We start from the raw sequence: 24,639 nt of genomic DNA, 5'->3' as shown, positions 1-24,639 counted from the left end.
CTTGTCAGCAAGCGGTAAGGTATTAAACGGCGGCGGGGTTATTCACATCGTGCCCCAAATTTTTTAAGTCTTGATAGCGGTCACCGATACGGTGATGCGGACGTCCTGAGGTTGCGCCGCCTAACACAATCACCACTTCATCATCGCGTGGCGCATCAGCAATGGCAAACTGTAATGTCAGATAGTGAGAGCGACGACCGACATCGTCTTTGTCCATGAGCGGCACCATGATGGGTGTGTTTGCTGTGCCGCGAGTATTGGTAAAGGACAGATAGCTGCTGGCAGAGAGGGCTTTACGATAAAAATTACCAAAATGCAGGGTATGAATCAGACCTGAGGCGTGCTCGATTTCACCATTTAGACCGACGACTGCCGCCTTACCGTAGGCTTCAATCTTGTCTGCGCCGCCAGCGACTTCGATGATTTTATCGGTCAAGAGCTGACCGAGTACAGGCGCAAAACTTTGAATCTCAGGCTGTAAATCATCGACATAGCGTCCCGCCCATGGATTGGTGACCACGGCAGCGACCGCAAACATACGCAAAGGCGTTGCTGCCGTTTTATAGCCTTCGATGAGGGTTTCTTCTTCGAAGGTGACGATTTTTCGGATTTGAGGGTGTGACATGATGACTTCCTTGTATGCCTATAATAATATCTGATTTATTGGTATACCATAATACAACTAAAATTAAATTGCTAGAACTTTATTACGATAATATGGTATACCATATCATTATATGAAACAGTACTGTATTTTCCACCGATTGTGTCTATAATTGTGCTTTATCATAAAAAGGTACCGTGCTGATGTTGGGTAGAGTTGAAAAGCCAAAGACCTTAAAAGAAACCACGCTCGAGCAGCTGCGTCTGGCAATCATGACAGGACAGCTGCCGCCTGGGGAGCGTTTGGTAGAGCGCACATTGTGCGAGCAGATGGGTGTCAGTCGTACGGTCGTACGGGAATGTATTCGTCACTTGGAAAGTGAACACTTGGTCACGGTGTCCTCTGGCGGGCCTTCTGTCGCCGTGCTCGGTAATGATGAGATTCGTCAAGTCTACGAGCTGCGCGCTATGCTCGAGAGTGAGGCGGTGCGCCACTGCGCAGAGCAAGCAACCCCAGAAATCATCGCCACGCTTGAAACCGCAGTGACTGAAATACGTAAAGAGCTACTGGCAGGTAATGTGGTCAAAGCCTTGGAATACAGCTATTTGTTTTATGAATGCTTGTTTTTGACGGCAGGCATGACGGTAGCATGGGAGCTGACTGACAGACTAAATGGACGTATCGGACGCCTGCGGTTTTTGACCCTATCAACCAAAGAACGGGTGATTCAAGGTCCCAAAAATCTAGAAGATATCGTCAGTAATATTGCCAAAGGCGATAGTGCCGCTGCGGTGGATGCGTGCCGCAAACACATCAATGAAGCATGCCGCACAGGTCTGCGATTGAATCAATAATAAACAAGGAGTCGTACGATGGATAAGCAGCGATTTGAACTGGGACTAAGCAAACGCAAAGCCACGCTAGGCGCTGACTATGTGGAGAGCAACCTACAAGCCGCCGATGCATTTAATGAGCCGTTTCAAGAAGCCATGACCGAATGGTGCTGGGGCTTTGGTTGGGGCGATGATGCGATTGATGCCAAAACGCGCTCGCTAATGAACCTCACTATGATTGCGGCGCTCGGCAAAATGCACGAGTGGGAATTGCATTTGAACGGCGCGATTACCAACGGCTGCACAGTCGAAGAAATCCGCGCCGCCATCCATGCCATCGCTATTTATTGCGGCGTACCACAAGGGGTCGAGTGCTTCCGTATTGCTCGTCCTGTTTTGACCAAGCACGGCATGCTGTGACGGTAATCAAAAGCGACAATCAAACGCCATAATTAGACGATAAAAGGGCAGGGCATATTGTTATGCGCTGCCTTATTTCTATGTATTAAAGACCATCACACATTCAAGTTGCCCCTTATGCGCGTCCATTTGCTCCTGCGTGACCACAAACCCTTGCGCCTTATAAAAACCAACGCCCGCCTGATTGTCTTTATAGACCCTCAGCGTTATCGTTTGATGCCGCGCTTTTGCATGGTTGATCAGCTGCTTGCCAATGCCTTGACCTTGATGGCTTGGCAATACAAAGATAGCCGCCAGCGTATCACCCACCATCGAATAAAATCCGCATACCGCATCCTCTAAGCGATACACATAAGTATCTGCGGCAGGCAAGTAAACCTCCCTCATCGCAGGCAACTGACTGTCCCAAAAATCGGGGGTAATAAAATCATGCGCCTGTTTGGACGTCTGTAGCCAAACAGACAAAATGGCATCGGTATCGTGTGAGGTGGCGGGCGTAATCATGGATTTGTACACAATCTATATTCTGGCTCAGGAAGAGGTAGCAAGTCTTTTTCTAGCTCAAATCTGACAATAAACGCCGTTGGCGACGTTATCAATGCCGTTGCGGTGTCTACTTCTGCTTGCGTTAGCGTGACGCCCCGATCATTGGGTGTTGCAAAACTAGCGGCAACGATTTTGCGTTCTGCCAATGGTTTGGCATCACGATACATCCTGCGCATCGGTGGCGCAGTCTCTACGTCCTTTAATATTACGACCATGCCGTATTCTGGTTCAGTAGTCAGACCGATTGCCGTGATTTTGTCACCAAACTCAGCCCGTATCTCCTCTGTAGCCGCACTATTATCATGTTGTATGAGCATCTGACGCATAGCCTCGGTATGGCTCACACCGTAAGCGAGCGCGTAGTATTTTGAGTCGATAGCCAATATCTGAGCCGCGCCAAGAGGTGCAAACTCAGGCGGCTGATAGTCTGGGTCAACATCGACCAGCTCAACACCGTTAGGATCACCATACATACCCATTGACCATGGCTGACAGGGCAGTATCTCAATATCCTCATGCACTAAGGATGCAAAGGGTTCGGCGGCTTTTGTATTCACTTTTTGGTCAAGAGGTGCCGTAGAGTGGCTTAAGTGCTGACTCTGGCAGCCTGTTAAGGCACTCGCTGTTACTATAAAAATAACAGCAATGCGTAGGGTGTGGCGCATGATGATGGACTCAAATATATTTATAAACAATAAAGCAGTAAACTTAAATCAAGATAAACCGCATATCACACCATAATGAGTATAACGTAAAATACCCAAAATAATTTTAGCTTTTGGAAAAGGTTATGAAGACAAAAAAAGATATTAGCATCAGCCTACTCATCAGCACACTCACCATCAGTGCCTGCCAACCCATCAACGACGCGCAAACACAGAGCCAGCCTTCTAATACCGACACAGCAGCTAATACCAAAACAATTGTCAGTACCACCACCCAGGACAATAACCATCCGCCCGTTTATGTCACTGCGCTCGACGTCTCAAGTAACGAAGGCAATGCCGCCGCGAGCGAAGGCGTATTAAACATCCAGCACGGTTGTTTGTACGTCGATGATATGTTGGTCATTATCGCCAGTCCCTATATTCGCTGGACAGATGCGCCCTTTACCATCACGGATGGCGACAGAGTAGCAGTGCGCCTCGGTGAGCGCGTCGTCGTCGGTGGCTCATCTACGACCTATCAAAACATACTGACATTTGACACCCCATGGCAGCAGCCCCCAAAAACTAAATGCGTGGCAGAGCGGGCATGGCTGGCAAACAGCATCGAGCCTGCCTAATGACAACAGGGACGACATTGACAGCGTAAATGCCCAGCTGCTATACCTAATGGCGCAATGTATAGGGCGTGTCTTCACTTTAAACGATTAAGACTAAATGGGCTAAAAATGGCTAAATCTTTGGCAAACGGTGTCAAATAGATGGTTAATATCTCAATATTAGCTGCGCTATTTTCCTTGTTTGCCTGCGATTTATCTCATTTTTATCGTCATTTTTAAAATAAAGACACGCCCTAAGCAAATAATAGAAAGAAAGGAATGATTTTGAGTCAACATAATAAGCTAGACGTGGATATCGGGCAGCGACACATCGTGATACAGCGGCGCTATGACGCGCTTGGGGCAGTGAATGACGCGCTGATTGCGATTTGGTTTTTGATTGGCAGTGTTTTCTTTTTAAAAGAATCATTGACCACCGATGGTACGTGGCTGTTTATTGTCGGTAGCGCCCAGCTGCTTATCAAGCCATTGATTAAATTGATTGGTCTGATTCATGTGGGACGGGTGTATAAAAGCTATGCTAAGAATGCTGATGGCTGATATTGTGTTCATCAATGAGTAATAAAAAACCTCAAGCACCTAAATGCTTGAGGTTAATTTTTTTAAAATGCGCGTTTTTACTTGAAATACTGCTTAAAAAAAACAGTCTCAATCAAATCTCATTCACTTGTCCTAAGAACAAGATAGCATTGGTTTTGTTGTCTTTAATCATAAACATAAAGGGGTGATCGGCTTTGACGGGTACGCTTGCGAACTCAGTAGAAACAGGTCTTATCGTCACGCCTGTACCTGCGGCAGCTTTGGTGCCTTTTTCATCCACTTCGACCACCGCCTTATGCACGATAGCGTCCACCGTCAATGGCACGGTGTCACTAAAGCCGCTAAAGTCCGCACGACTACTAAAGGCAATCGGCATGCCCATTTTGCTGAGTAGCGGTTTCATTTGATAGTCTTCGCTCAGTTTAAACTTCGGCATGGTCACGCGTGCGTATCGAGACTTTAACTGTGCTGTCCAGCTGTTGATTTTGTCCATACTGAGATTGGCGTTTAGCTGGCGTATGGCGCTGGCGTTCTTTGATTTGGGCACGACAACGAGCATCGACAAGTCATCGCCTTTATAAGGCAATGAGACCATCTGTATTTGCGCATTTTCCATATAGTCAAATTGCTTGTCTTTTATCATCATTTTGGTTTGTGTCGCCGTGCCATCAAGATTATAAAAGTTGTCAGCGGTTCTGCTCATGTCAAATGCTTCGTCCCAATCGCCCTTAAAATAAATGGCATTGGTCAATACTGAGGCGGTATCGCGCTTGATGCTGCCCGAGGGTAGCAGTTCAGGAATCATCTGCTGAGTGTGCTGAGCAATGGTGCTGTTGATGGTTTGGCGCGCAGGTTCAGGACGGTTGGCAAAGTCTAAATTGGTGACTTTACCGCCATAGTAGCGGGTGATGGTGTCGATATAGCGCTGCTTGGGTTTGAGTGTATTATCGAGCCACAAATCATTGGCGGTGGTAATGTCGTAGGCGGCGTTCGCTTGGTTAAAGCGGTTGTATAGCGCGGCACTGTTGGCATTTAATATCAGTGGCGCAGGGTAGTGAAAGGTGTTTTGGATTTGCGCTTGCGTGTCGCCTTGCGCGCCTGCATAGAGCATGGCAACGGCGGTCGATAAGCTATAAGGCGAGAAAAACACATTGTCTGTCGTATTGCTGCTATTGATTTCTTTATACATATCGATAGCGAATTGGTTGTTGGCATTGACCACTTGCGCGATGCCCTCAGGGGTGGCAATGCGCTCTTCGGCGCTGTCACGGTCGTCGTTCGGTTGACCCGTCGTCGGCATGGTGGTACAGGCACTCAGCCCAACAATACCGCTGATGACCAGTACGGCAAGGCTCAGTTTTTTTGGGGTAAATAGGCTTGGTTTTTGCTGGATTGAGTCAGAAGTTTTCATAATCATACACACGCTAAGTCATAAAAATATGACTTAAGTATATACAAAGGTTTGGTTTACTACCGTAACGGTATGCTAAAAACGGTATCTGTCCAGCAACATATCGCTCGACAGATACCGTTCATTCGCCTCATTATACCTTTAGCCTGTGTTGCGTAGACCTGCGGCGAGCGCATTGATGCTACGAATCAAGGGGTCTTCCACATTCAGCTCGCCATCGTTAAGGCTGTCGGCGTCTTGCTGGCGGGCGCGTTTGAGCAGCTCGATTTGAATGTAATTAATCGGGTCAAGGTGCGCATCGCGCCATTGCAATGAGCTGGCGAGGCTTTGCTGACTGGATAACAAGGTATCTTGGTCAAGCAAGGTGTTCAGCCCCGACTCAGTCAGCGCGTGCTCCTCTAGCACCTCATTCATAATCGCATCACGCAGCGTGTCATCATCGCACAGCTGACTATAGGCCTTGGCAATGTTCATCTCCGATTTGGTAAATGCCATTTCAATATTGCTGATAAACACACTAAAGAACGGCCAGTTGTCATTCATCTCTTTCATCAGTTCGCCATCCTCAGCGACGCTATGCAGCGCGCTGCCAACGCCATACCACGCGGGCAAGGTAAAGCGCGCGAGTGACCAGCCAAACACCCACGGAATGGCGCGTAAGGTGGTTTTGCTGGGCACGCCTTTTTTGCGGTGCGCGGGGCGTGAGCCGATATTGAGCAAGGATATTTCTTGCACTGGCGTGACTTGCGAATAAAACTGATAAAAGCCATCGGTATGGTCGGTCAGTTGGCGGTAGCGCTGTTCGCCCGCTTCGGCAAGGCGCGCAAATAAGGCTTCGTAATTGGGCAGCGCCTCAGGCTGCATGACAAAGCGGCTAGAGCAGGCTTTGAGCGCACCTGTGATGCCCATCGTCAGCTCAAACACAGCGGTGTCGGTATTGGCATATTTGGCGTACAGCACTTCGCCTTGCTCGGTGATTTTAATCTGACCGTGTAGTGTGCCTGCTGGCTGCGCGGCAATCGCCTTATGCGTCGAGCCGCCGCCACGACTGACTGAGCCGCCGCGACCGTGGAACAGGCGGGTTTTGATGCCGTATTTTTCGGCAATGCCGTTGATGGTTTGCTGCGCGCTGTACAGCTGCCATGCCGAGGTGATGATGCCGCCATCTTTGGACGAGTCCGAATAGCCGAGCATAATCTCTTGCGTATTATCCCCGTGTTGCAGTAGCCCGCGGTATAGCGGATTATCAAGTACGGCAGGCAAGATGGTGTCGATATTTTTTAAATCTTCAATGGTCTCAAACAAAGGCGCAACGGGCAAATCCGCTGACAGTACGCCGTCATCATCAATGGTGCATAAACCCGCAAAGCGCATAAGCAGCAAGACTTCGAGCAGCTGGCTGGCATTGTTGGTCATCGAGATGACATAGCTGCCAAAGGTGTCTTTACCCACAAGTTTACGCAGCTTAGCAATTGAGTTCATTAAGGACAGCTGCTCGCGGGTCTTATCGCTAAGATTGTCGGTATACATCAGCGGCGTGCCTTGATGCGACAGCAGGCGCGTCAGCCATGTTTGCCGTTCCTCTTCGCTCAAACTGTGGTAGTCGGGCAGGTTCGAGGCGCTGGCAAAAATATCGGCAATGACCTCGCCATGATAAGACGACTCTTGGCGAATATCGAGCGCCGCCAAATGAAAGCCGCAGGTTTTAATCAAGCGAATGGTATCGAGCAGCAGACCGTCCGCGTGTGCCTTGTCGTGCGTACTGACGCTCTGGCGAATCAAGCGCAAGTCATCGAGCAGCGCTTCAGGATCGCTGTAGGCATCGCGTTTGGCATCCGTGTCCGCGCCTTTACTTTGAATCAAGCGGTTGGTGGCATTGATCTTGGCAAAGATAAGCGACAGCAAGCGGCGGTACGGCTCATTGCTGTAGTCATCAAGATTGTATTCAAACACCCGCTGCGCTAAGTCGTCATAGCTGTCGATTTTGGCATAAACCGCTTGTGATACCGTGACGATGGTATCGCTATGAATCAGCTGGCGGCGCAGCTGGCGGATTAAGACTTGATAGTGACGCAGCACCGTATCGGCATGCTTTAATACCGCAAGCTCAGTGGTCTCATGGGTCACAAAGGGATTGCCATCTCTATCGCCGCCAATCCACGAACCAAAGCGCAAAAAGGCAGGTACTGGGTTGTCTGTCAGCTCAGGATAAATATCAACGATGGCATTTTTTAAATTGCGATAGACTTTGGGAATGGCGCTAAATAAGCTGGCATTAAAATAATGCAGCCCGTTATTAATCTCGTCATACACCAAGGGTTTGCGGGTCCGCACCTCATCTGACAGCCATAACAAATCAATCGCCTGTGCGGTCTGCGCTTTGGCTTCTTCGTAGGCGTAGCTGCCTTCTTCATAGTTGTTCAGCGCATCGCTATGCGCAAACAGCCCTTGCAGCACATTCATGGTGGTACGCCGACGTGCTTCGGTGGGATGCGCGGTAAAGACAGGCATGTATTTGAGATGCTCGAGCAATTCTTGCATTTGCGCAGGCTCGATATTGCGCTCGCGGCATTCAAGTAGCGTGCGGCGAAACGAGCCTTCCCAACTTTGCTCCAACTGGGTGCGTTGGGCGCGGCGCACTTCACGCAGGTAGTTTTCTTCGCTCAGATTGGCTAAGAAAAAATAAATAGAAAAGCCGCGAATAACGTTTTTTAACGTCTGATTGTCAAGTGAGGCGATAAAATCAAGCAGCTGCTGTTTGTGCGCTTCATCGGGCGTGCGGCGCTGTTGTACAAAGCCTTTACGCAGTTTTTCAATAATCGCCAGCGTCTCGTTGCCAGACTGGCGCGAGATGGCATCCCCCAATAACGAGCCCAACACACTGGTACGTCTACGCAATACATCATTATCTAAAGTCATCCCTAACTTCCCTAACATTGATGGATAAAAAAACACGGCGTAAAGCTTAAACTTTTAGCCTATCGCCTGTGTTGTGATTTACGCCCTTTATTTTTAACACGTTATGACACATTTTAGCGGCAAGAGTTTGCACTCGCCGTATGCTCTTTTATACCACAGCTGTATGACGATACAAGCCATCGCACAAAATCAATGCTGTTATTAGGGATTTTTTGCAGAATTACTGATAAATTGCTCAAAAATACGGCAAAAATTGAGCAGTGAAGGCAAGCAATCCTCAGATACAATGTGTCATTGTTTAAATATCGTATGAGTGCCCAGTATAGTCAGCATTGACTATAGGGCAGCGAGATTTTGCCGTGTATACTCAGGCATATTCATTGAACAAAAATCAAGTTATAAAAAATCAAGGAAGGCGGGATGAATAGAGCGATAGGGGCGAGACCAAGTGTCAATCATGGTGCACTGATAGGCTCGCTACAGGTGATTATGGCGGGCGTGTGTTGGGGCACGCTTGGCATATTCTCAACACAGCTTGGCGCTATGGGTTTTAGCAGCTTTCAAATCACGATACTGCGCATACTGACGGCAGGCGTGTTGCTATTGACCTTGCTGCCGCAGGTTTGGTCAACCCTCAAAACCATGCAGCTCCCCGAATGGATGAATCTGATACTGCAGTCGCTCGTCGGCGTGCTTGGTATGACGCTGTGTTATTTTTTTGCCGTCGCGCATGTTGGCGTCAGTATGGCGGTCGCGCTCTTATACACCGCGCCTATTTTTAGTCTGATTTTTGCCAGAGTTATTTTGGGCGAGGCGGTGTCTATTAAGTCGGCATTATTGGCAATAGTTGCGGTTATGGGCGTGGCGTGCCTGATGCTCGGCGACAAAATCAGTGTTAACCTTGGTATGCTGGTCGGGCTACTCTCTGGGGTGTGCTATTCGTTATTCGGCATTTTGGGCAAAAAAGCGCTCTCCTACCAGCACCCGCCGAATCTGGTACTGTTTAGCTCCGTCACCTTTAGTGCGGCAGTATTATTGTTCCTCCCGCAAACGTACCAGACTTACGGAGCGTTAATTCAGCTGCCGATGTCGGCATGGGCGCTGGCGCTCGGCTTGAGTGTGGTCGGAACGATTGCGCCGTTTTTTTTGTATACCAGTGCGCTAAACAAACTCTCCGCTACCAAAGCCTCTGTATTTACCATCATTGAACCACTCACCGCCATCACGCTGGCAGTCGTGCTGCTTAATCAATCTTTAAAACCGTTACAAACCTTTGGCGTGGTGCTGATTGTGTTTGCGACCTTGGTCAATGCCGTGGGGGCAAAGTCGTAGACGACAGATACGGTCGTACTTGCAGATGTTTACATGCGGTATGACCTAATAGATTTGCGATAGGCAATACCTAACAATAAGTCATTAGAGATAGAAGCTGTTCAAATCAACAAGCACAAAAAAACCCCAAACAATCTAATGCTTGGGGCGAAACTTGTATAAACGTAAAGTTTAAATTCGTTTTAAAATATGGCGCAGCGGACGGGACTCGAACCCGCGACCCCCGGCGTGACAGGCCGGTATTCTAACCAACTGAACTACCGCTGCTTAGGTCGTCTAGCTTTTTTACCACAAGCTAATAAGTGGTGGGTGATGACGGATTCGAACCGCCGACATTCTGCGTGTAAGGCAGACGCTCTACCAACTGAGCTAATCACCCTGAGAACCGTTGAAAAATTGCACTGCAATTTTAGGTTCGCAAGAGAATTTTCTTATTCGAAAATTCTGTATTGCTTCGTTATCATCAGCTGTCACACTCGATGTTAACTTAACCAGCTGGGCTTGTTTTGTTTAGCCCCTTGCTGTGGGTGTGTATTATATAGATTTACATACCCCTGTCAAACACTTTTTGCAGTTATTTTGCCTTTTTTTTAAAATATTTTATAAGGTATTGTTTTTGTAGATAATATTTTTATAAATAAATAGGTATGGATACCAAGGGTGCAAGCGGTCACTCAGCGTTACAGGTTATCGCTGTTGTCTGCGCGGTAAAAGCCTCTATACTAAGGAGGTTTGGGGCAGTATTGGGCTAGGAGAGGGTTATAGCGGCTTTAGAGAATGAGCAGTATCTGGCGTCATGGACGTGGGGCGACTTTGCGGGTCTGGGTCTGCTGCTCCATATCTTGGTGATGGTGGTACTGACGCTGCGTATCGTCAGCATCCAGCGCAATATTGGTGTCGCTATCGCATGGATTGCGGTACTGTATACCTTGCCGCTGGTGGGGCTGATTGCTTATATGTTGGTGGGTGAGCCGACCATCGGACGGCGCTATCGTCAGCGTATGACGCAGGCGCGGCTATTGATGAATGATATGGCGACGCGCGAGCGCTTGGTGTTTGACCAAGGTGAGGAGCTGCTGGACGCAGAATATCGCGGGGTCAGCCGTATCGGCACACGCTGGACAGGGTTTGGCGTGCTTGGCAATCAAGAGATGCGCTTGCTCGCGTCAACAGAGGCGGTGTTTGAATGGTTGATTAAGGACATCAATGCGGCGCACAGTCGGATTTTGATGGAGTTTTATATCATTTATCCCAAAGGTCGGGTGCTCGATGTGTTTGCTGCACTGACGGCGGCGGCAAAGCGCGGGGTCGAGTGCCATATCTTGGTCGATAGTGTGGGCAGTTTTAGCTTTTTAAGCAGTGTGCATCATCAGGCATTAGAGCAAGCAGGGGTATTTGTGCACCAATCCCTGCCCGTGGGTCTGTTTAAGACTTTATTTAAGCGTTCAGATTTGCGCAATCATCGTAAGATGGTGGTGATTGATGAGTCTATCGGCTATACAGGCAGCTTTAACTTGGTTGATCCCAAGTTTTTTAAACAAGAAAAAAACGTCGGTCAGTGGATTGATGTGATGATACGTAGCGTGAGCGATGCGCCTGTCAGTATCGCAACAGCGATGGCGAAAGTGGTGGTGACCGACATCGGCGCGGAGAGCAATGAAAACCTAAGCGCGCTGAATCACCGCATGAACAGCTACACGCGTAAGCTTTATGTGTCGCGCCCGACCATCAATGATATCAGTAGCCGCGTACAGCTGGTCGAGACGGCACAGACGGTCGATGACGCCGCACGGCATCCGCGCTGTATGCCGCAGATGCCTGCCGTACCTGATGTGGTGGCGCAGCTGATTCCCTCTGCCCCGCAAGTGACTGCGCATGTGATATACAACACGCTGGTGACGATTATCCACCGTGCCAATCACCGCATCCGCATCACCACGCCATATTTTGTGCCTGATGAGGCGTTGTCAGGCGCGCTGTGTACGGCGGCAAAGCGCGGAGTCACGGTGACGCTGATTATCCCAGAAAAGGTGGATTCGTTCTTGGTACAGCACGCGTCCCAAGCCTATTATCAAGAGCTGCTGGAGGCGGGCGTTCACATTGCACGCTTTAAAGGTGGGCTGCTGCACACCAAGACAGTGGTGGTGGATGATGATTACGCGCTGTTTGGCACGGTTAATATTGATATGCGCAGCTTTTATTTGAATATGGAAGTCAGTTTGGCCATTTATACGCCAGATATGGTGGCGCAGATTGCCGCGTGTCAGGCATCTTATTTACAAAGTTGTGAGTATTTGCGCCTTGAGACGTGGCGCTATCGTCCACGAACTGAGCGCTTATTGGATGATGTGATTCGCTTGTTTAGCCCGCTGCTGTAATGATTAATTGGATAACACGCTGACAAGCTTTTATTAAATCAAAGACTACTGGCAGTCAAACGGGCCACAAATACGAGGTGATGGGCAGTTATGAACCATGCAGTACAGACCAAGACGCCGTTGGATGAAGTGGCGGCAGACTACTGGCAAGATGTGATTGCCGCACGTCCGATTGCTGGGGGCATGGCCTATGAAGACGAGGTGCGTGCGTGTCAGCTGGACTTGTCGCTTGCCAGTTTGCAGCGCTTGGATCGCTTGCTTTCGCAAGTGCGCCGTGACTGGTTGCGCGCGACTGACAGTAATGAGGTAATGCGGTTGCAACATGCGCCGAGTCGTCATTTGGTGTTGTTCTTGGCATTTTATGCGGGGCGGGTATTGGCGATGACCAGCCGACAGCCGTGGCACTGGTATGGTCAGGCTGCTTTGCAGCAGTATGCGCCCACGCTCACATTGACGCCGACAGATTTTTATCAGCAGATGGCGCTGGTGCATGATGAGTCGCCGTCGGCTCAGGTATTGTTTTTATTAGAGCCGATAGGTCAGCGCTTGTTTGGCTCGATTGACCGACCATTTGTCGCTGCGGCAGGCGGCACGGTGGCAGGCGGGCTGTATCAAGCGGTCAGTGGCTATTTGCAAGCCCATACGGCAGGCGATAGCCTGTCTCCAGCTCCAGCTCCAGCTCCAGCTCCAGCTCCAGCTCCAGCTCCAGCTCCAGCTCCAGCTCCAGCTCCAGCTCCAGCTCCAGCTCCAGCTCCAGCTCCAGCTCCAGCTCCAGCTCCAGCTCCAGCTCCAAAAGTGTTACCAGAACCGCCCATGCCAGCGCCTCAGCCTGAACCTGAGTCTGTTGCGACTGTTGTTGAAACGCCACCAAAACCACAGCCTATCAAGCCCACCCCGCAGCCTTTTATGCAGCTGTTAGATGAGCTTGTAAGTATCGACGTGGCACAAACCGCAGGGATAGAAGACTACCAAAACGCCAGCAAAGTCCTTGACCAGTTTGAGCAGCATATCGCCAAGCAAAACAAACCGCGTGCTGAGGTGCATTTTTCGGACAAGCACATCAGCGCGCGCAAGCAGGCTTTATTGACATTGCAGCAAGCCGCCAACGCAGGACATACAGGCGCACAGCTGCGTCTTGCCATGTATACGCTATTGGGCGAGGGAATAAATGATGATAAGGAAGTGGGCGTCAGCTTAGTCAAACAAGCGGCAGAAAAAGGCGATGTCCGCGCCGAGCGCTTGCTCAGTCATCTGTATTACCAAGGCATTGGCGTGCCGATGAATGCCTTGCAAGGCAAATATTGGCTAGAGAAAGCCGCCAGCAATGGACATCCTGAGGCAAGTGCCTTGATTGCCGAGTGGCAGCAAGCAGAAGCGCTGATGATGAGTAGCAAACAAGAGCAATCGAGCATCCAGCGCTATCAGATGTTATTGGGCATTGTCGCTGTGGTGGCAATACTGCTGATTGTTCTTTTGTAAATTATTCATAAAAAATAACCGTAAAAAAGCCCCCATTGTCAAAGACAGTGGGGGCTTAAATCGCTAACAGGCATCAACCAATCGGGTATCTGTGCCTGTATGTCGCGGAATATAACAACCGAAGTGCCGCCGTAAGATGGTGACCCATGAACCGTGAAGTTCAGGGCGGATGCGTCATTGTATCGGTAGGTTTCCTGATACACCGCAAGGGTGCAGGCATACACATTGACACAATAGGTAGCGCATCCATTTAAAAGATTATCGGCTCAGGGAATAAACATCTACTAGCCAACACTTCAGAATAGACCCATCTTAACCAATGGTTTGTCAGATTGCAAGTCAGATTTGTAGAGCCCATTTTTGGTGCTGTGAGCGGGTTGTTTTCGGCAATTTTCAGATGTGTGTTAAGATAGCAGGCTGACAACACCTCACTATGGCACTATAGACGCTTATTTACTCAAGGAGCGGTAATCTATGACGAGTACAGACACCACCCAAGCAGCGCAAGCTACGAACACAACGAAAAAGACCCCACACGTCCTTATGATATTGGACGGTTTTGGGCATCGTGAAGACACTGAAGACAACGCGATTGCCGCGGCTGATACGCCCAATATGGACCGTATCTATGCGCAGTATCCGCATGGTTTAATCTCAGGTTCGGGTGAAGATGTGGGCTTGCCTGATGGGCAGTTTGGTAACTCAGAGGTCGGGCACATGAACCTTGGCGCAGGTCGCGTGTTGTATCAAGACTCAACCTTGATTTCAAGCCAAATCGCCAGCCGTGAGTTTTATAAAAATGAAGCACTGGTCAATGCCATCAATGCCGCCAATGACAAAGGCGGTGACGTACACATCATGGGTCTGCTCTCAGATGGCGGCGTGCATGCGCATCAAGACCATATTGAAAGCATGTGCCACATGGCGCTGGTGCATGGCGCCAAAAATGTCTTTGTGCATTGCTTTTTGGATGGTCGCGACACCCCGCCAAAATCAGCAGACAAGTACATCAACCGTTTGCGCGAGCATCTTAACCAATTAAACGCGCACTACGATGGGCACACGCAGATTGCCAGCATCATCGGTCGCTATTATGCGATGGATCGTGACAACCGCTGGGACCGCGTACAGCAAGCGTATGAGCTGATGACCGAAGGTAAAAGCGCCCGTGTAGCGACGCGTGCAGATGGCGCGGTACAAGCAGCATACAAGGCGCGTGAGACGGACGAGTTCGTTGCCCCAACCACGGTCATTGAGCACGGTGAGACGCCCATTACTATCAATGACAATGACGCGCTGATTTTTATGAATTTTCGTGCCGACCGCGCGCGTGAGTTGTCGCAAGCCTTTGTCCTGCCTGACCACGAGTTTTCAGGCTTTGCCCGTCATAAGCAGCCAAAGCTTGCCGCCTTTGTCATGATGACCAAATACTCAGACGAGCTGGCGCAAAACGCGCACACCAGTATTGCTTATTTACCCACCTCACTGACCAACACGTTGGGTGAATATCTGCAAAACCAAGGCAAAACCCAGCTGCGTATTGCCGAAACCGAAAAATACGCGCATGTGACCTTTTTCTTTAGTGGTGGCCGCGAAGCAGAATACGACGGCGAGTCGCGTATACTGGTGTCGTCTCCTGATGTGGCGACCTATGACTTGCAGCCTGAGATGAGCGCGCCTGAAGTCACTGATAAGCTGGTAGCGGCGATTGAGTCGGGCAAATATGATGTGTTGGTGGTCAACTATGCCAACGGCGATATGGTTGGGCATACCGGTGTCTTTGATGCGGCGGTTAAGGCAGTCGAAGCGCTAGATGTCTGCGTGGCGCGTATTGAAGAGGCGGTGCGTGCGGCGGGCGGCGAGATGCTGATTACCGCTGACCACGGCAACTGCGAGCAGATGCACGACCACGACAGCGGGCAGGTACACACCCAGCATACCACCGAGCTTGTGCCTTTGATTTATGTCGGCGAGCGTGCGGTCAATGTGCGTGAAGGCGGCAAGCTTAGCGACGTTGCGCCCACTATTTTGTCATTGATGGGGCTACCGATTCCTGAAGAGATGACGGGCGAGAGCTTGCTTCAAAGCGCGTAATGCCATTTTTGCTGGCAAAACGCGTCATGACTGCGCCACTATTGGCAGTCGCGGCTATTTAATAAATGGTTGGCTAAGAAATGGTTAGCGAAAGATTATTGGCGAACAATCTGCCAGCTAAAAAAGGGAGAGGCATCTTTGTCTTTCCCTTTTTTGTGCGCCGATGCGGGTGGCTACGCGTGCGCTTTATCTGTTAGCGTATATTCACACATCGCTTGCAATACAGCTCTAGATTGGTGTGGCGGGTTGATGTTATGCTTTTTTTTATTTACTTATTTTTTGAGTTCAGATATGCATAAAGCCATTTATAAGTTGTTACATGCGTCTGTCGGGCGTGTCCTTGTGCCCAGCCGCTTAACGCAAGCCTGTAGCGTGGGCTTGGTCGGTGCACTGCTGCTGCCCGTGACCGCGTTTGCCGCGCCAGACGCGACCAAAGGCATTGAGCTTATCAGCCTGCAAGGGGATGCGGTGCCTGCAGGCAATGGTTTTGATGATGGCGAGGGCATCAACGAGGACGACTGGATTGATGGCGAGCGCGATATGAGCGCGGTGGACGATGACTTGTCAGAGGACACCTTTGATATCGAGGATTTGCCCATAGAAGAGGCGAGCAACAACCCTGTGGCGCACGTGTCTTTAAACGCGATTTCTCCTGAAACCTTAAAGACCTTTGTTTCCGTCATCGATTTGGTACGCCGCGAGTATGTTGACCCTGTCAATGATGAAGTGCTGTTTAACAATGCCATGAGCGGTATGCTCAGCAAACTTGATGCGCATGCAGAATTTTTGGATGCCGAGGCTTATGAAAACCTACGCGCCTTTACCCAAGGCGATGTCGGCGATGTGGGCATCAGCGCCGCTTATGATGAAAACGCGGGCTACTGGGTGATTACCAAAGTGCTCAGCAATTCTTCTGCCGCCAAGCAAGGCATCAAGACAGGCGACTACCTGCATCAGATTGATGAGCTAAGACTCGATACCGAGCAACAAGACAACGACGTGGCGCAGATGCTCACAGGCATTGCAGGGACGCAAGTGGACGTGGTCACCTCGCGCGCAGGACGGCGCAAGCACACCAGCACGCTACAGCGCAACAACAGCCACCCGCAAACCATCGAAACCAAGCTGGTAGACGGTATGGCAGTGATAAAGCTGCCTGCCTTTCAAAACAACAGCCGCGAAAAGATATTGCAGGGACTTACTCAGCTTGATGCGCCCATATCTGGCGTGGTCATTGACGTGCGTGACAATCCAGGCGGCGTGCTGGATGCGGCGGTACAAGTCGCCAGCCTCTTTATGGAAAATACAGACGTGGTCAAAGTCAAAAGCCGCAAAGAGCCGCTACAGACACTCAGCACCAAAGGCAGTGCGCTCCTAAAACGCCTGCCCGTCGTGGTATTACAAAACCGATATTCAGCCTCGGCAGCAGAAGTCTTGGCCAGCAGCCTACAAACGCAAAAGCGCGCGACCATCGTTGGTGAGGTCAGCTATGGTAAAGGGTCGGTACAGTCGGTGATTCCCCTTGATGATGAGCATGCGGTCAAGCTAACCGTCGCGCATTATCTGACTGCCAAAGGCAAGAGCATTGATGAGGTGGGCGTGACGCCAGACATTGCTTTAATTGATGATGAGCGTACGTGGGAGGACAAGGCTTTGGCTGTACTGCAAGACAAAGCCTATACGCCAGGGATTCGCTTTGTCTCTAAAAATAAAGCGGCAAGTAAAAAATAGCGGCGGTCAAACAAGCGCGGTCGCTATCAATCATCGTAGCGACCGTCATCGATATTGAGCTTTTTCATACGATAGCGTAATGAGCGAAAGGTCGTGCCCAAGAGCTCTGCCGCTTGTGTTTTGTTCCAGTCGGTTTGTTTTAGCGCTGTGATAATCAAGCGCTTTTCTTGTTCTTGCAGATAGGCTTCCAACCCTTTTTGTGGCAGCTCAGTAGTGGACGATGCGGATTCAGACGCTGCATCATCATCGTTATATGACGCCTCGCTCGCAGGCGCGTGCAAAGGCGGGTGGGCCAAAGACGAGATGGCTGACGGGTATGGCTGGCTGTTGGTACGATAGGGGTGCAAATTTACGGCAGCGGACACCGCATGTTTGCCTGTGACTGCAAGGACAGGCTCTTCAAATGGTACGCTGCGGGCAGTCTCGGTCGCTTCGGTGGCTTCTGTCATATCCGCTGTATTATTGCGTTCAGGCGCTACAGGCGTTGACAGACCCAAATGCGAAACGTCAATCTCTGAATCTTCTGCCAGTGTGATGGCGCGCTCCAAGATATTGCGCAGCTCACGCACATTGCCTGCAAACTCATGCTGGCGCAAACGTTGGTAGGCGGCGGGCGTGAGGGTAAAGAGACTCTCTAATTGCCATTCTTTGGCAATCAGCGCCAAAAAATGTTGCGCAAGGGCGGGAATGTCCTCTTGCCTTGCATGTAGGGCGGGCAAAGACAGCTCAATAACGTTGATGCGATAATACAAATCTTGTCGAAACGCGCCCACCTGTACCAGCTGCGCTAAGTCTTTGTGCGTGGCCGACAAGATGCGAATATCGACCGCGACTTCTTTGGTGTCCCCGATAGCGCGTACGCTTTTTTCTTGAATGGCGCGCAGGAGCTTGACTTGCATGGCAAGCGGCAAATCCGCCACCTCATCCAAAAACAGCGTGCCACCGTTCGCCTGCTGAAACAGTCCTTGCTTGTCCGTCACCGCACCAGTAAAGCTGCCTTTTTTATGCCCAAAAAACTCCGACTCCATGAGCTCGGAGGGAATCGCGCCGCAGTTGACAGGCACAAAACTGTGCTCGCGGCGAGGGCTTAAATCGTGTATCAAACGCGCCACCACCTCTTTACCCGTGCCGGATGCTCCAGATAAAAACACGGGCGCTTGCGAGCGCGCCAGCTTTAAGATGGTTGTTTTTAGCTGCACCATAACCGCAGACTGTCCGATTAAGCGCTCATCGAGCAGCACCTGTTCGGGGGTGCGGGTATTGGGGGCAGTTTCAGCGGTTGCTTGCGCCGCCACCTTCAGCGCATTTTCGACCAATTGTCGCAAGCGAGGCAGCTCAAGGGGTTTATTGACAAAATCAAAAGCGCCAAGCTTAAGCGCCTCAATCGCCAAGTCCATGCTTCCATGCGCGGTAATCACCGCAACAGGGGTACGGCTGCCGCTGATTTGTTGCACCAGCTCCAGTCCCGAGCCATCAGGCAGCTTTAAATCGGTCAAGCAAAAGTCATAGCTTTTGTCTTCTAAATACTCGCGCGCTTGGGTTAGGGTATAGGCGACATCACTTTTGATGCCCATTTTGGTCAGTGTGATTTGCATCAAACGGCACAAATCCACCTCATCATCAACCACCAATGCTGTTGCTGTCATAATCACCCCATAGTGCCCATCACGATGACACCCGCCTGCGTGCAGATGTCATGTGTATTGCGGTTTGTCGTTTATTGTTGTTGTCACCTTTAGCATAGCAGACGTAGCGGCGGCTGCAACTGCGCTGTGATAGGCAGTATGTGCTAGGTGTGAATGTCTACTTGATAGCCTGCCGTCGGTATCAACAGGCGAAAGCAGGTTTTTTCATGCTCTGTCACGTACAGCAGGCGCGCGTGATTGGCTTCACAAAAGGCTTGCGACAAATACAGTCCCAGTCCTGTGCCTGCTTTATCGGTGGTAAAAAAAGGATGAAAAAGCTGCTCAACGTCTTGAGGGCGTATGCCCGCGCCGTCATCTAGGATGTCGATTATAACATCGTTCTGCTGGCAATAGGTTTCGATTTCCACACACGCATGAGGGTGGGCATAGCTGCTGTAGCGCAGCCCATTGTTAATCAAATTAATCAATACTTGCTCAAGCTGATGGGTATCAAACTGTATGCTGGGGCACAGTTTGCAGCGCAAAAACACATCATGCCCTGTAAAATAATTTTTTAAAAATTCAGGCAGCCACAAGGACAAATCAATACGCTGCTGCTTGGGCGGCTGCTGTTTGGAGAGCTTTAACACATCCTCGATGATGCGGTTGACGCGCTTGGTTTGACCAAAAATCATCTCATACAGCTCAAAGTTAGCCGCCATCGCCATGCCCATAGGCGTCTCGGTCTCCTCAAGCTCAGTCACATCTTCCATCAATAGCTGGCTGGCTTGTGAAATGGCGGCGAGTGGGTTACGAATCTCATGCGCGATACTGGCGGTCAGCTGCCCAAGGGCGGCAAGCTTGAGCTGCTGCGCTTGGGCCTGCTCGCGGCGCAAGTCCTCAAGCAGTATCAGCTGGCTGCGGTCTTTGAGCGGGATGACTTGCACCCGTATCTTGCTGGCAGCCGTCTCTTGAATGCTATAAGGAGGCTCGTACACAAAGGCGCGCGACTGCCCGTACGGCACCGCTGAAAACCCTTGATATAACGTGTCGTGCTGCTCTTGCAATTGCGCTTGAAACGCCGCTAAGGGGTCAAGATTGTCTGTAATGACTTTTTTTTGATACCAGCGGCGCTCATTTGTGGGCGCATCCTGTGGCATATCTTCGTGATGGTCGCTGATGCCCAAGAGCTGATAGGCGGCGGTATTGGCCATCACCACGCGGCCACACTCTAGCACCATCACCCCGTTTAGCATCTGGCTGATGACTTCTTGGTTGATTGTATTTAGGCGCTCCACCTCTTCTGCGTGCTGTAGCGCCATACGCTCGACGTGTACCAAGCGCTGAGAGACCGACCAGCTTAAAAACCCGACCGCCAAAAAACTTGCCGACATGAGTAGCGCATCGCCCAAATTGGTCAGGCTCATACTGTTGGCAATCGCATAAAAAAACTGCTGATAAATGACCAAAATAATGGCGAGCAGCGTGATAATCAGCGCTTGCGTGCCGTGCAGCAGCATAAAACTTGCCGCCACCACCACCATATACAGCATGGTCAGCTGCAAATCGGGCGCGCCATTGGTATACAGCAGTAGGCTTAGAATAATCACATCCAGCCCAAGCCCAAATGCCAACTGGTGCCATGGCCGCTTGGTGACCACCAAAAACAGCGCAAATAAAATGACACTGAGCAATACATAAAACAGCAATGCAGCCTGCTGCAATAGCGTGACCAGCAAAAAGTTACTGTCCGCTTTGACAGAGACGTAGCCCATCATCACAAAAAACAGGCTGACCGCCACGCGATAGCTGCTATAAATCAGTCCCAGCTTTCTGAGCTGGGGTCGAGGCAGGGTGTCGGCGCGCTGTAAGTAGCCTAAGATGGCATCGTTGATGGGGGAGGTGGCCGATTTCATCAAAGCGTCATCCTATTGGGGTGAGTGCTCATAAGGCATTGTGATTATGGCTGAATGAGTCCGTGACGAATGGCCATATGCGTGAGTTTTACATCGCTATCGACGCCCACTTTTTCATAAATACGGTAGCGATAGGTATTGATGGTTTTTACACTGACAAACAGTTGGTCTGCGATTTGCTGCGGACTTTGGCAGTTGACCACCATCATCGCCACCTGTTTTTCGCGGTCGCTTAACAGATCAAAAGGCGAGCCTGCATTGTCTGAGAGCAGTACCTCAGCGAGCTGTTCGGCGACATCTTGACTAAAATAACGCCCGCCTTGATACAGCTTTTTAATCGCACGTATCATCTCATCAAGTGGCGTGCCCTTAGTGATATAGCCGTTTGCCCCTGCCTTTAGCAGCATCGATGGGTAGGGCTGGCTTGCCATACTGCTGACCGCTAAAATTTTAATACCCATATCCAATTGCACCAAGCGCTTGGTCGCCTCAAGCCCGCCAATATTGGGCATATTGACATCCAGCAGTACCACATCGGGGCTCAACTGCTTGGCAAGTTTGATGGCCATATCGCCACTGTCTGCCTCACCGACCACCTCGATATCATCACTGTCTGCCAGCATTCGGCTGATACCCATACGTACCAAATCGTGGTCATCAACCACCAACACTCGAATCATAATCTCACTCTTCATCACTGTTCAATGACAGCAGCATCCGCCACCGACCATATCATTAGTGTAACGCAGTTACGGGGAAGATGGGGACTTATTGATACACGCTTTTATGACCATATTTGGATAAATCATTGAAAAAAAGCCGCTTATTTTGCGTCAATATGCTGCAAAAGGTGTTTGAATATTATATATTGCTATAGTGTTAAGCAAGATTGTCCAAAACATAAGGGAATGTAATAAAGTTTGAACAAGGATGAAAAAACTCTATGATAACCGCTTCGTACACTAAACTTAAATACAAACCATGATACACTAAAAGTACAAAAACCTTGTACGACTACCTACAAAGCACTTAAAATCGCAACGTAATCACCTCATCGCGACAATATGTACCTTGTTGCCGCGGAAATATGAGCGGGGGAAGCATGAAATATCTACCATTAACGAAGCAGCAACTGTTTGCTGCTATGATGTCCTTGAGCCTAGGCAGCCTTGCACAGGCGGGACTTACTATTAATGGCGCAGACAGCAGCGCACGTATCGGTTGGGGCGGCGCGAACGGTCTGTCAGAAGCACGTAACATTATGTACAGCAGCAGTGGCAGCTCAAGCATTCGCTCAGTAGATTCTGGTTATGGCACCACCAACATCACCAATACCAACAGCGCCAATACATACAAAACCACTTACCGTGGCAGTTTTGGCAGCAGCAATATGATTCCTATCAGTGCCGATTCGCGTAGCGTAGCGGTGATTGATGCCGAAACAGGCGAAGCGCTTTACGAAAAAAGTGCTGATGTGGCGCGTCCTATCGCCAGTATCAGTAAGCTGATGACCGCGATGGTCGTCCTAGACGCCAACCTTGATATGCGTGAAGAGATTACGCTTGACCCCGAAGACTTTGTAGGTCCAAAACGTGCCAGCTCAAATCTCAAATCAGGCGACCGCATGAACCGTGCTGAGCTTTTGCTGATGGCACTTATGAAATCAGAAAACCCAGCCGCTAAGAGCCTATCGCGCAATTATCCAGGCGGTTACAATGCCTTTATCCGTGATATGAACCGCAAAGCGCAATCGCTTGGCATGACCAGCGCTTTCTTTGGTGACCCAACAGGCTTAGATAAGCGCAATGTCGCCTCACCAAATGACCTTGTCAAAATGGTACGCGCTGCGGGCAACTATGACGTGATTCGCCGTTTTTCGACCACCAAAAGCTATGACTTTTATGTGTCAAACTACTCAAGCGGCAACCGCGTGTACAAAGCCAACAACACCAGCAGCCTAGTACGCTCAGGCGATTACCCAATTGGCTTGTCAAAAACAGGCTTTATTAACGAAGCAGGTCGCTGCGTGGTGATGGAAACCCGCGTCAACAACCGCCCTGCCATCATTGTTATCCTAGGTGCGAACAGCTCAGCCACCCGCTGGGGCGATGCCAAAAATATCCTAACCAGTTTGGCGACGCGCCGTACGGTATAAGTCAGTGTAAGCTTTAAAAAAAGACTGTTATTGCCATAACGGTCTTTTTTATTGCCGCGCTTTATTGCCATTAACCATAAAAGAATCTTGCTATGACCCAGCCGCATCCACCAGCAGCCCCAATGCTGTATCTATTGACCAACGATGACCCGCTTGATGTGTTGCTGCAAAAGCTTAAAGCCGCCTTTGCTACGCAGGTGGTCGGTCTGTTACAAATACGCCGCAAACAAGTCTTGGCGCAGGCTGATGGGCAAGCACAGCTGTACGCTGAAGCCAAAGCAATGGTTGCCCTTGCTAAGCAGTATAATGTCCCTGTGGTCATGAACGATGATATGGACTTGGCAAAACAGCTGGGCGTCGGTGTGCATCTTGGACAGCAAGACGGCAGTGTCCGTGAGGCAAAAGCCCAGCTGGCAAAAGGGCAAATCATTGGTCGCACCTGTCATGGCGACGCGGACTTGGTAAAAGACGCGCAAGCGGCGGGCGCAGATTATGCGGCGATGGGTGCGATTTTTGCCTCAACGACCAAGCCGAATGCGGCGACCATCAGTAGAGAAGCGCTCGCGGATGGCTGCGCAACAGGCATGCCGATTTGTGTGATTGGTGGCTTGACCCCGCATAACGTATCGTCGCTTACAGGTCTGCCGATACGTTATGTGGCGGTGGTCGGCGATGTCATGGATTTGCCCGCTGACAAGATTGCTGCGCGCTGCGCAGAATGGCAAAGCGCTTTAGCAAAGCTGGGTGCCAAGTCGTAGTAGCATAGTGCCCAGCACAAAAAAAGCGCCTCATGGATAGGCGCTTATTATTAAATATATGGATAGGCGTTTATTCAGCGTGCTGCATGCACAGGGTTGCATAAGGGACGGCTTCTAGGCGCTGCGGCTCAATGGCTTCACCGCACACTTCGCATTCGCCATAGGTGCCATTTTCGATACGGCTCAAGGCATTGTCCACATACACCAGATTTTGCTGCGCTTCTGCTTGCAGGTTTTTACGCATGTCGTTTTGGCGATAGGAGATGGCTTGGTCTTCCCAATGTTCGTTTAAGTCGTCTTGCGGGTTTTGAATATGGTCTTCGATGGCGTCGATACGCGTGCGGTATTCTTCTTTGAGTGCCAATAGGCGCTGGCGGGCATCATTATTGTTATCGGTCATTGTCTTATCCTTTAATATTAAGCAATTTTTTATCAATCGTTGTTGTGACTGTCTATAGTAAAAGTATAGGGCAGCGGTTGCCACCACGAAATGTTACAACGCGCAAGTGACACCGTCTGGGCGGTAAATGGCGATATTTTTACCGCAAAATCTATGGCTGTGCTACACTCACGCGCGACTGTGTATCGGGCATCACTATCGCCTGTGCCGCCA

21 protein-coding genes, 2 tRNA genes and 1 other RNA gene are annotated in these 24,639 nt (G+C 50.1%); 11 read left to right on the top strand and 13 right to left on the bottom strand.

Translation table 11 applies throughout. The features are described from left to right. Positions 1-22 precede the first annotated feature (22 nt). Entirely contained in the window at positions 23-625 is a 603-nt protein-coding gene (locus JMW05_RS02680; protein WP_201503864.1) for an amino acid synthesis family protein, read from the bottom strand. A 182-nt stretch (positions 626-807) separates the two neighbouring features. Here JMW05_RS02680 and JMW05_RS02675 point away from each other — a divergent pair, with 182 nt between their 5' ends. Continuing rightward, on the top strand, positions 808-1,458 hold the full coding sequence (locus tag JMW05_RS02675) for a GntR family transcriptional regulator (protein ID WP_201503863.1): 651 nt from the start codon (positions 808-810) through the stop codon (positions 1,456-1,458). Between the two features lie 18 nt (positions 1,459-1,476). Continuing rightward, positions 1,477-1,857: a carboxymuconolactone decarboxylase family protein gene (locus tag JMW05_RS02670; protein ID WP_201503862.1), complete on the top strand. Its 381-nt coding sequence runs from the start codon at positions 1,477-1,479 to the stop codon at positions 1,855-1,857. A 78-nt stretch (positions 1,858-1,935) separates the two neighbouring features. Here JMW05_RS02670 and JMW05_RS02665 read toward each other — a convergent pair whose 3' ends face one another. Together JMW05_RS02665 and JMW05_RS02660 are read right to left on the bottom strand one after the other, a co-directional pair. After that, positions 1,936-2,361 carry a GNAT family N-acetyltransferase gene (locus JMW05_RS02665; protein WP_201503861.1) on the bottom strand — a complete coding sequence of 142 codons (426 nt, stop codon included), beginning with the start codon at positions 2,359-2,361 and terminating at the stop codon, positions 1,936-1,938. Continuing rightward, positions 2,358-2,960: a hypothetical protein gene (locus tag JMW05_RS02660; protein WP_201503860.1), complete on the bottom strand. Its 603-nt coding sequence runs from the start codon at positions 2,958-2,960 to the stop codon at positions 2,358-2,360. The genes JMW05_RS02665 and JMW05_RS02660 overlap by 4 nt, the downstream gene beginning before the upstream one ends. Before the next feature lie 233 nt (positions 2,961-3,193). Here JMW05_RS02660 and JMW05_RS02655 point away from each other — a divergent pair, with 233 nt between their 5' ends. Both JMW05_RS02655 and JMW05_RS02650 read left to right on the top strand, forming a co-directional pair. Then, the gene (locus JMW05_RS02655) at positions 3,194-3,688 is read left to right on the top strand and encodes a hypothetical protein (RefSeq protein ID WP_201503859.1); all 495 of its coding nucleotides are present in this window, start codon (positions 3,194-3,196) and stop codon (positions 3,686-3,688) included. A 264-nt stretch (positions 3,689-3,952) separates the two neighbouring features. Next, positions 3,953-4,228, top strand: a complete 276-nt coding sequence (locus JMW05_RS02650; protein WP_201503858.1) for a YrhK family protein — start codon at positions 3,953-3,955, stop codon at positions 4,226-4,228. A gap of 112 nt (positions 4,229-4,340) precedes the next feature. Here JMW05_RS02650 and JMW05_RS02645 read toward each other — a convergent pair whose 3' ends face one another. Beyond that, entirely contained in the window at positions 4,341-5,639 is a 1,299-nt protein-coding gene (locus JMW05_RS02645) for a serpin family protein (protein ID WP_201503857.1), read from the bottom strand. 141 nt (positions 5,640-5,780) lie between these two features. After that, positions 5,781-8,558 carry a phosphoenolpyruvate carboxylase gene (gene ppc, locus JMW05_RS02640; RefSeq protein ID WP_201503856.1) on the bottom strand — a complete coding sequence of 926 codons (2,778 nt, stop codon included), beginning with the start codon at positions 8,556-8,558 and terminating at the stop codon, positions 5,781-5,783. A gap of 420 nt (positions 8,559-8,978) precedes the next feature. Here ppc and JMW05_RS02635 point away from each other — a divergent pair, with 420 nt between their 5' ends. Continuing rightward, a complete protein-coding gene (locus tag JMW05_RS02635) occupies positions 8,979-9,890 on the top strand; it encodes a DMT family transporter (protein ID WP_201503855.1) in 912 nt (303 codons plus the stop codon). 190 nt (positions 9,891-10,080) lie between these two features. Here the strand turns inward: JMW05_RS02635 and JMW05_RS02630 are convergent. Together JMW05_RS02630 and JMW05_RS02625 are read right to left on the bottom strand one after the other, a co-directional pair. Then, positions 10,081-10,157, bottom strand: a tRNA-Asp gene (locus JMW05_RS02630). A gap of 36 nt (positions 10,158-10,193) precedes the next feature. Beyond that, a tRNA-Val gene (locus tag JMW05_RS02625) sits at positions 10,194-10,269 on the bottom strand. 469 nt (positions 10,270-10,738) lie between these two features. Here JMW05_RS02625 and JMW05_RS02620 point away from each other — a divergent pair. Next, positions 10,739-12,268, top strand: coding sequence for a cardiolipin synthase (locus JMW05_RS02620; RefSeq protein ID WP_201503854.1), 1,530 nt, complete (start codon positions 10,739-10,741; stop codon positions 12,266-12,268). Positions 12,269-12,887: 619 nt separating this feature from the next. On the opposite strand, the gene JMW05_RS11990 is transcribed toward JMW05_RS02620, so the two are convergent. Continuing rightward, a complete protein-coding gene (locus JMW05_RS11990; protein ID WP_227691414.1) occupies positions 12,888-13,061 on the bottom strand; it encodes a hypothetical protein in 174 nt (57 codons plus the stop codon). A 20-nt stretch (positions 13,062-13,081) separates the two neighbouring features. Here JMW05_RS11990 and JMW05_RS11985 point away from each other — a divergent pair, with 20 nt between their 5' ends. Continuing rightward, a complete protein-coding gene (locus JMW05_RS11985; protein WP_227691413.1) occupies positions 13,082-13,747 on the top strand; it encodes a tetratricopeptide repeat protein in 666 nt (221 codons plus the stop codon). A 111-nt stretch (positions 13,748-13,858) separates the two neighbouring features. Here JMW05_RS11985 and ssrS read toward each other — a convergent pair. Further along, a non-coding RNA gene (ssrS, locus tag JMW05_RS02610) (6S RNA) lies at positions 13,859-14,053 on the bottom strand. A 168-nt stretch (positions 14,054-14,221) separates the two neighbouring features. On the opposite strand from ssrS, the gene gpmI reads away from it, so the two are divergent. Together gpmI and JMW05_RS02600 are read left to right on the top strand one after the other, a co-directional pair. Next, on the top strand, positions 14,222-15,841 hold the full coding sequence (gene gpmI / locus JMW05_RS02605; protein WP_201503853.1) for a 2,3-bisphosphoglycerate-independent phosphoglycerate mutase: 1,620 nt from the start codon (positions 14,222-14,224) through the stop codon (positions 15,839-15,841). Between the two features lie 291 nt (positions 15,842-16,132). After that, positions 16,133-17,572 (top strand): S41 family peptidase, encoded by a 1,440-nt coding sequence (locus tag JMW05_RS02600; protein ID WP_201503852.1) that lies wholly within the window; start codon positions 16,133-16,135, stop codon positions 17,570-17,572. A gap of 26 nt (positions 17,573-17,598) precedes the next feature. On the opposite strand, the gene JMW05_RS02595 is transcribed toward JMW05_RS02600, so the two are convergent. The 3 genes from JMW05_RS02595 to JMW05_RS02585 all read right to left on the bottom strand — a co-directional run bounded on the left by JMW05_RS02595 (position 17,599) and on the right by JMW05_RS02585 (position 21,793). Further along, positions 17,599-19,218: a sigma-54-dependent transcriptional regulator gene (locus tag JMW05_RS02595; RefSeq protein WP_201503851.1), complete on the bottom strand. Its 1,620-nt coding sequence runs from the start codon at positions 19,216-19,218 to the stop codon at positions 17,599-17,601. Between the two features lie 143 nt (positions 19,219-19,361). Next, positions 19,362-21,113, bottom strand: a complete 1,752-nt coding sequence (locus tag JMW05_RS02590; protein ID WP_201505493.1) for a sensor histidine kinase — start codon at positions 21,111-21,113, stop codon at positions 19,362-19,364. A 44-nt stretch (positions 21,114-21,157) separates the two neighbouring features. Then, a complete protein-coding gene (locus tag JMW05_RS02585; protein WP_201503850.1) occupies positions 21,158-21,793 on the bottom strand; it encodes a response regulator in 636 nt (211 codons plus the stop codon). Positions 21,794-22,215: 422 nt separating this feature from the next. Here JMW05_RS02585 and JMW05_RS02580 point away from each other — a divergent pair, with 422 nt between their 5' ends. After that, positions 22,216-23,268, top strand: a complete 1,053-nt coding sequence (locus JMW05_RS02580) for a serine hydrolase (RefSeq protein WP_201503849.1) — start codon at positions 22,216-22,218, stop codon at positions 23,266-23,268. Between the two features lie 92 nt (positions 23,269-23,360). Then, positions 23,361-24,026 carry a thiamine phosphate synthase gene (locus tag JMW05_RS02575; protein ID WP_201503848.1) on the top strand — a complete coding sequence of 222 codons (666 nt, stop codon included), beginning with the start codon at positions 23,361-23,363 and terminating at the stop codon, positions 24,024-24,026. 70 nt (positions 24,027-24,096) lie between these two features. Here JMW05_RS02575 and JMW05_RS02570 read toward each other — a convergent pair whose 3' ends face one another. Continuing rightward, positions 24,097-24,426, bottom strand: coding sequence for a TraR/DksA family transcriptional regulator (locus tag JMW05_RS02570; protein ID WP_201503847.1), 330 nt, complete (start codon positions 24,424-24,426; stop codon positions 24,097-24,099). Positions 24,427-24,639 lie beyond the last annotated feature (213 nt).

It is taken from the genome of Psychrobacter aestuarii (assembly GCF_904846035.1).
GTDB lineage: Bacteria > Pseudomonadota > Gammaproteobacteria > Pseudomonadales > Moraxellaceae > Psychrobacter > Psychrobacter aestuarii.
This window is presented reverse-complemented; position numbering and strand designations above follow the sequence as displayed.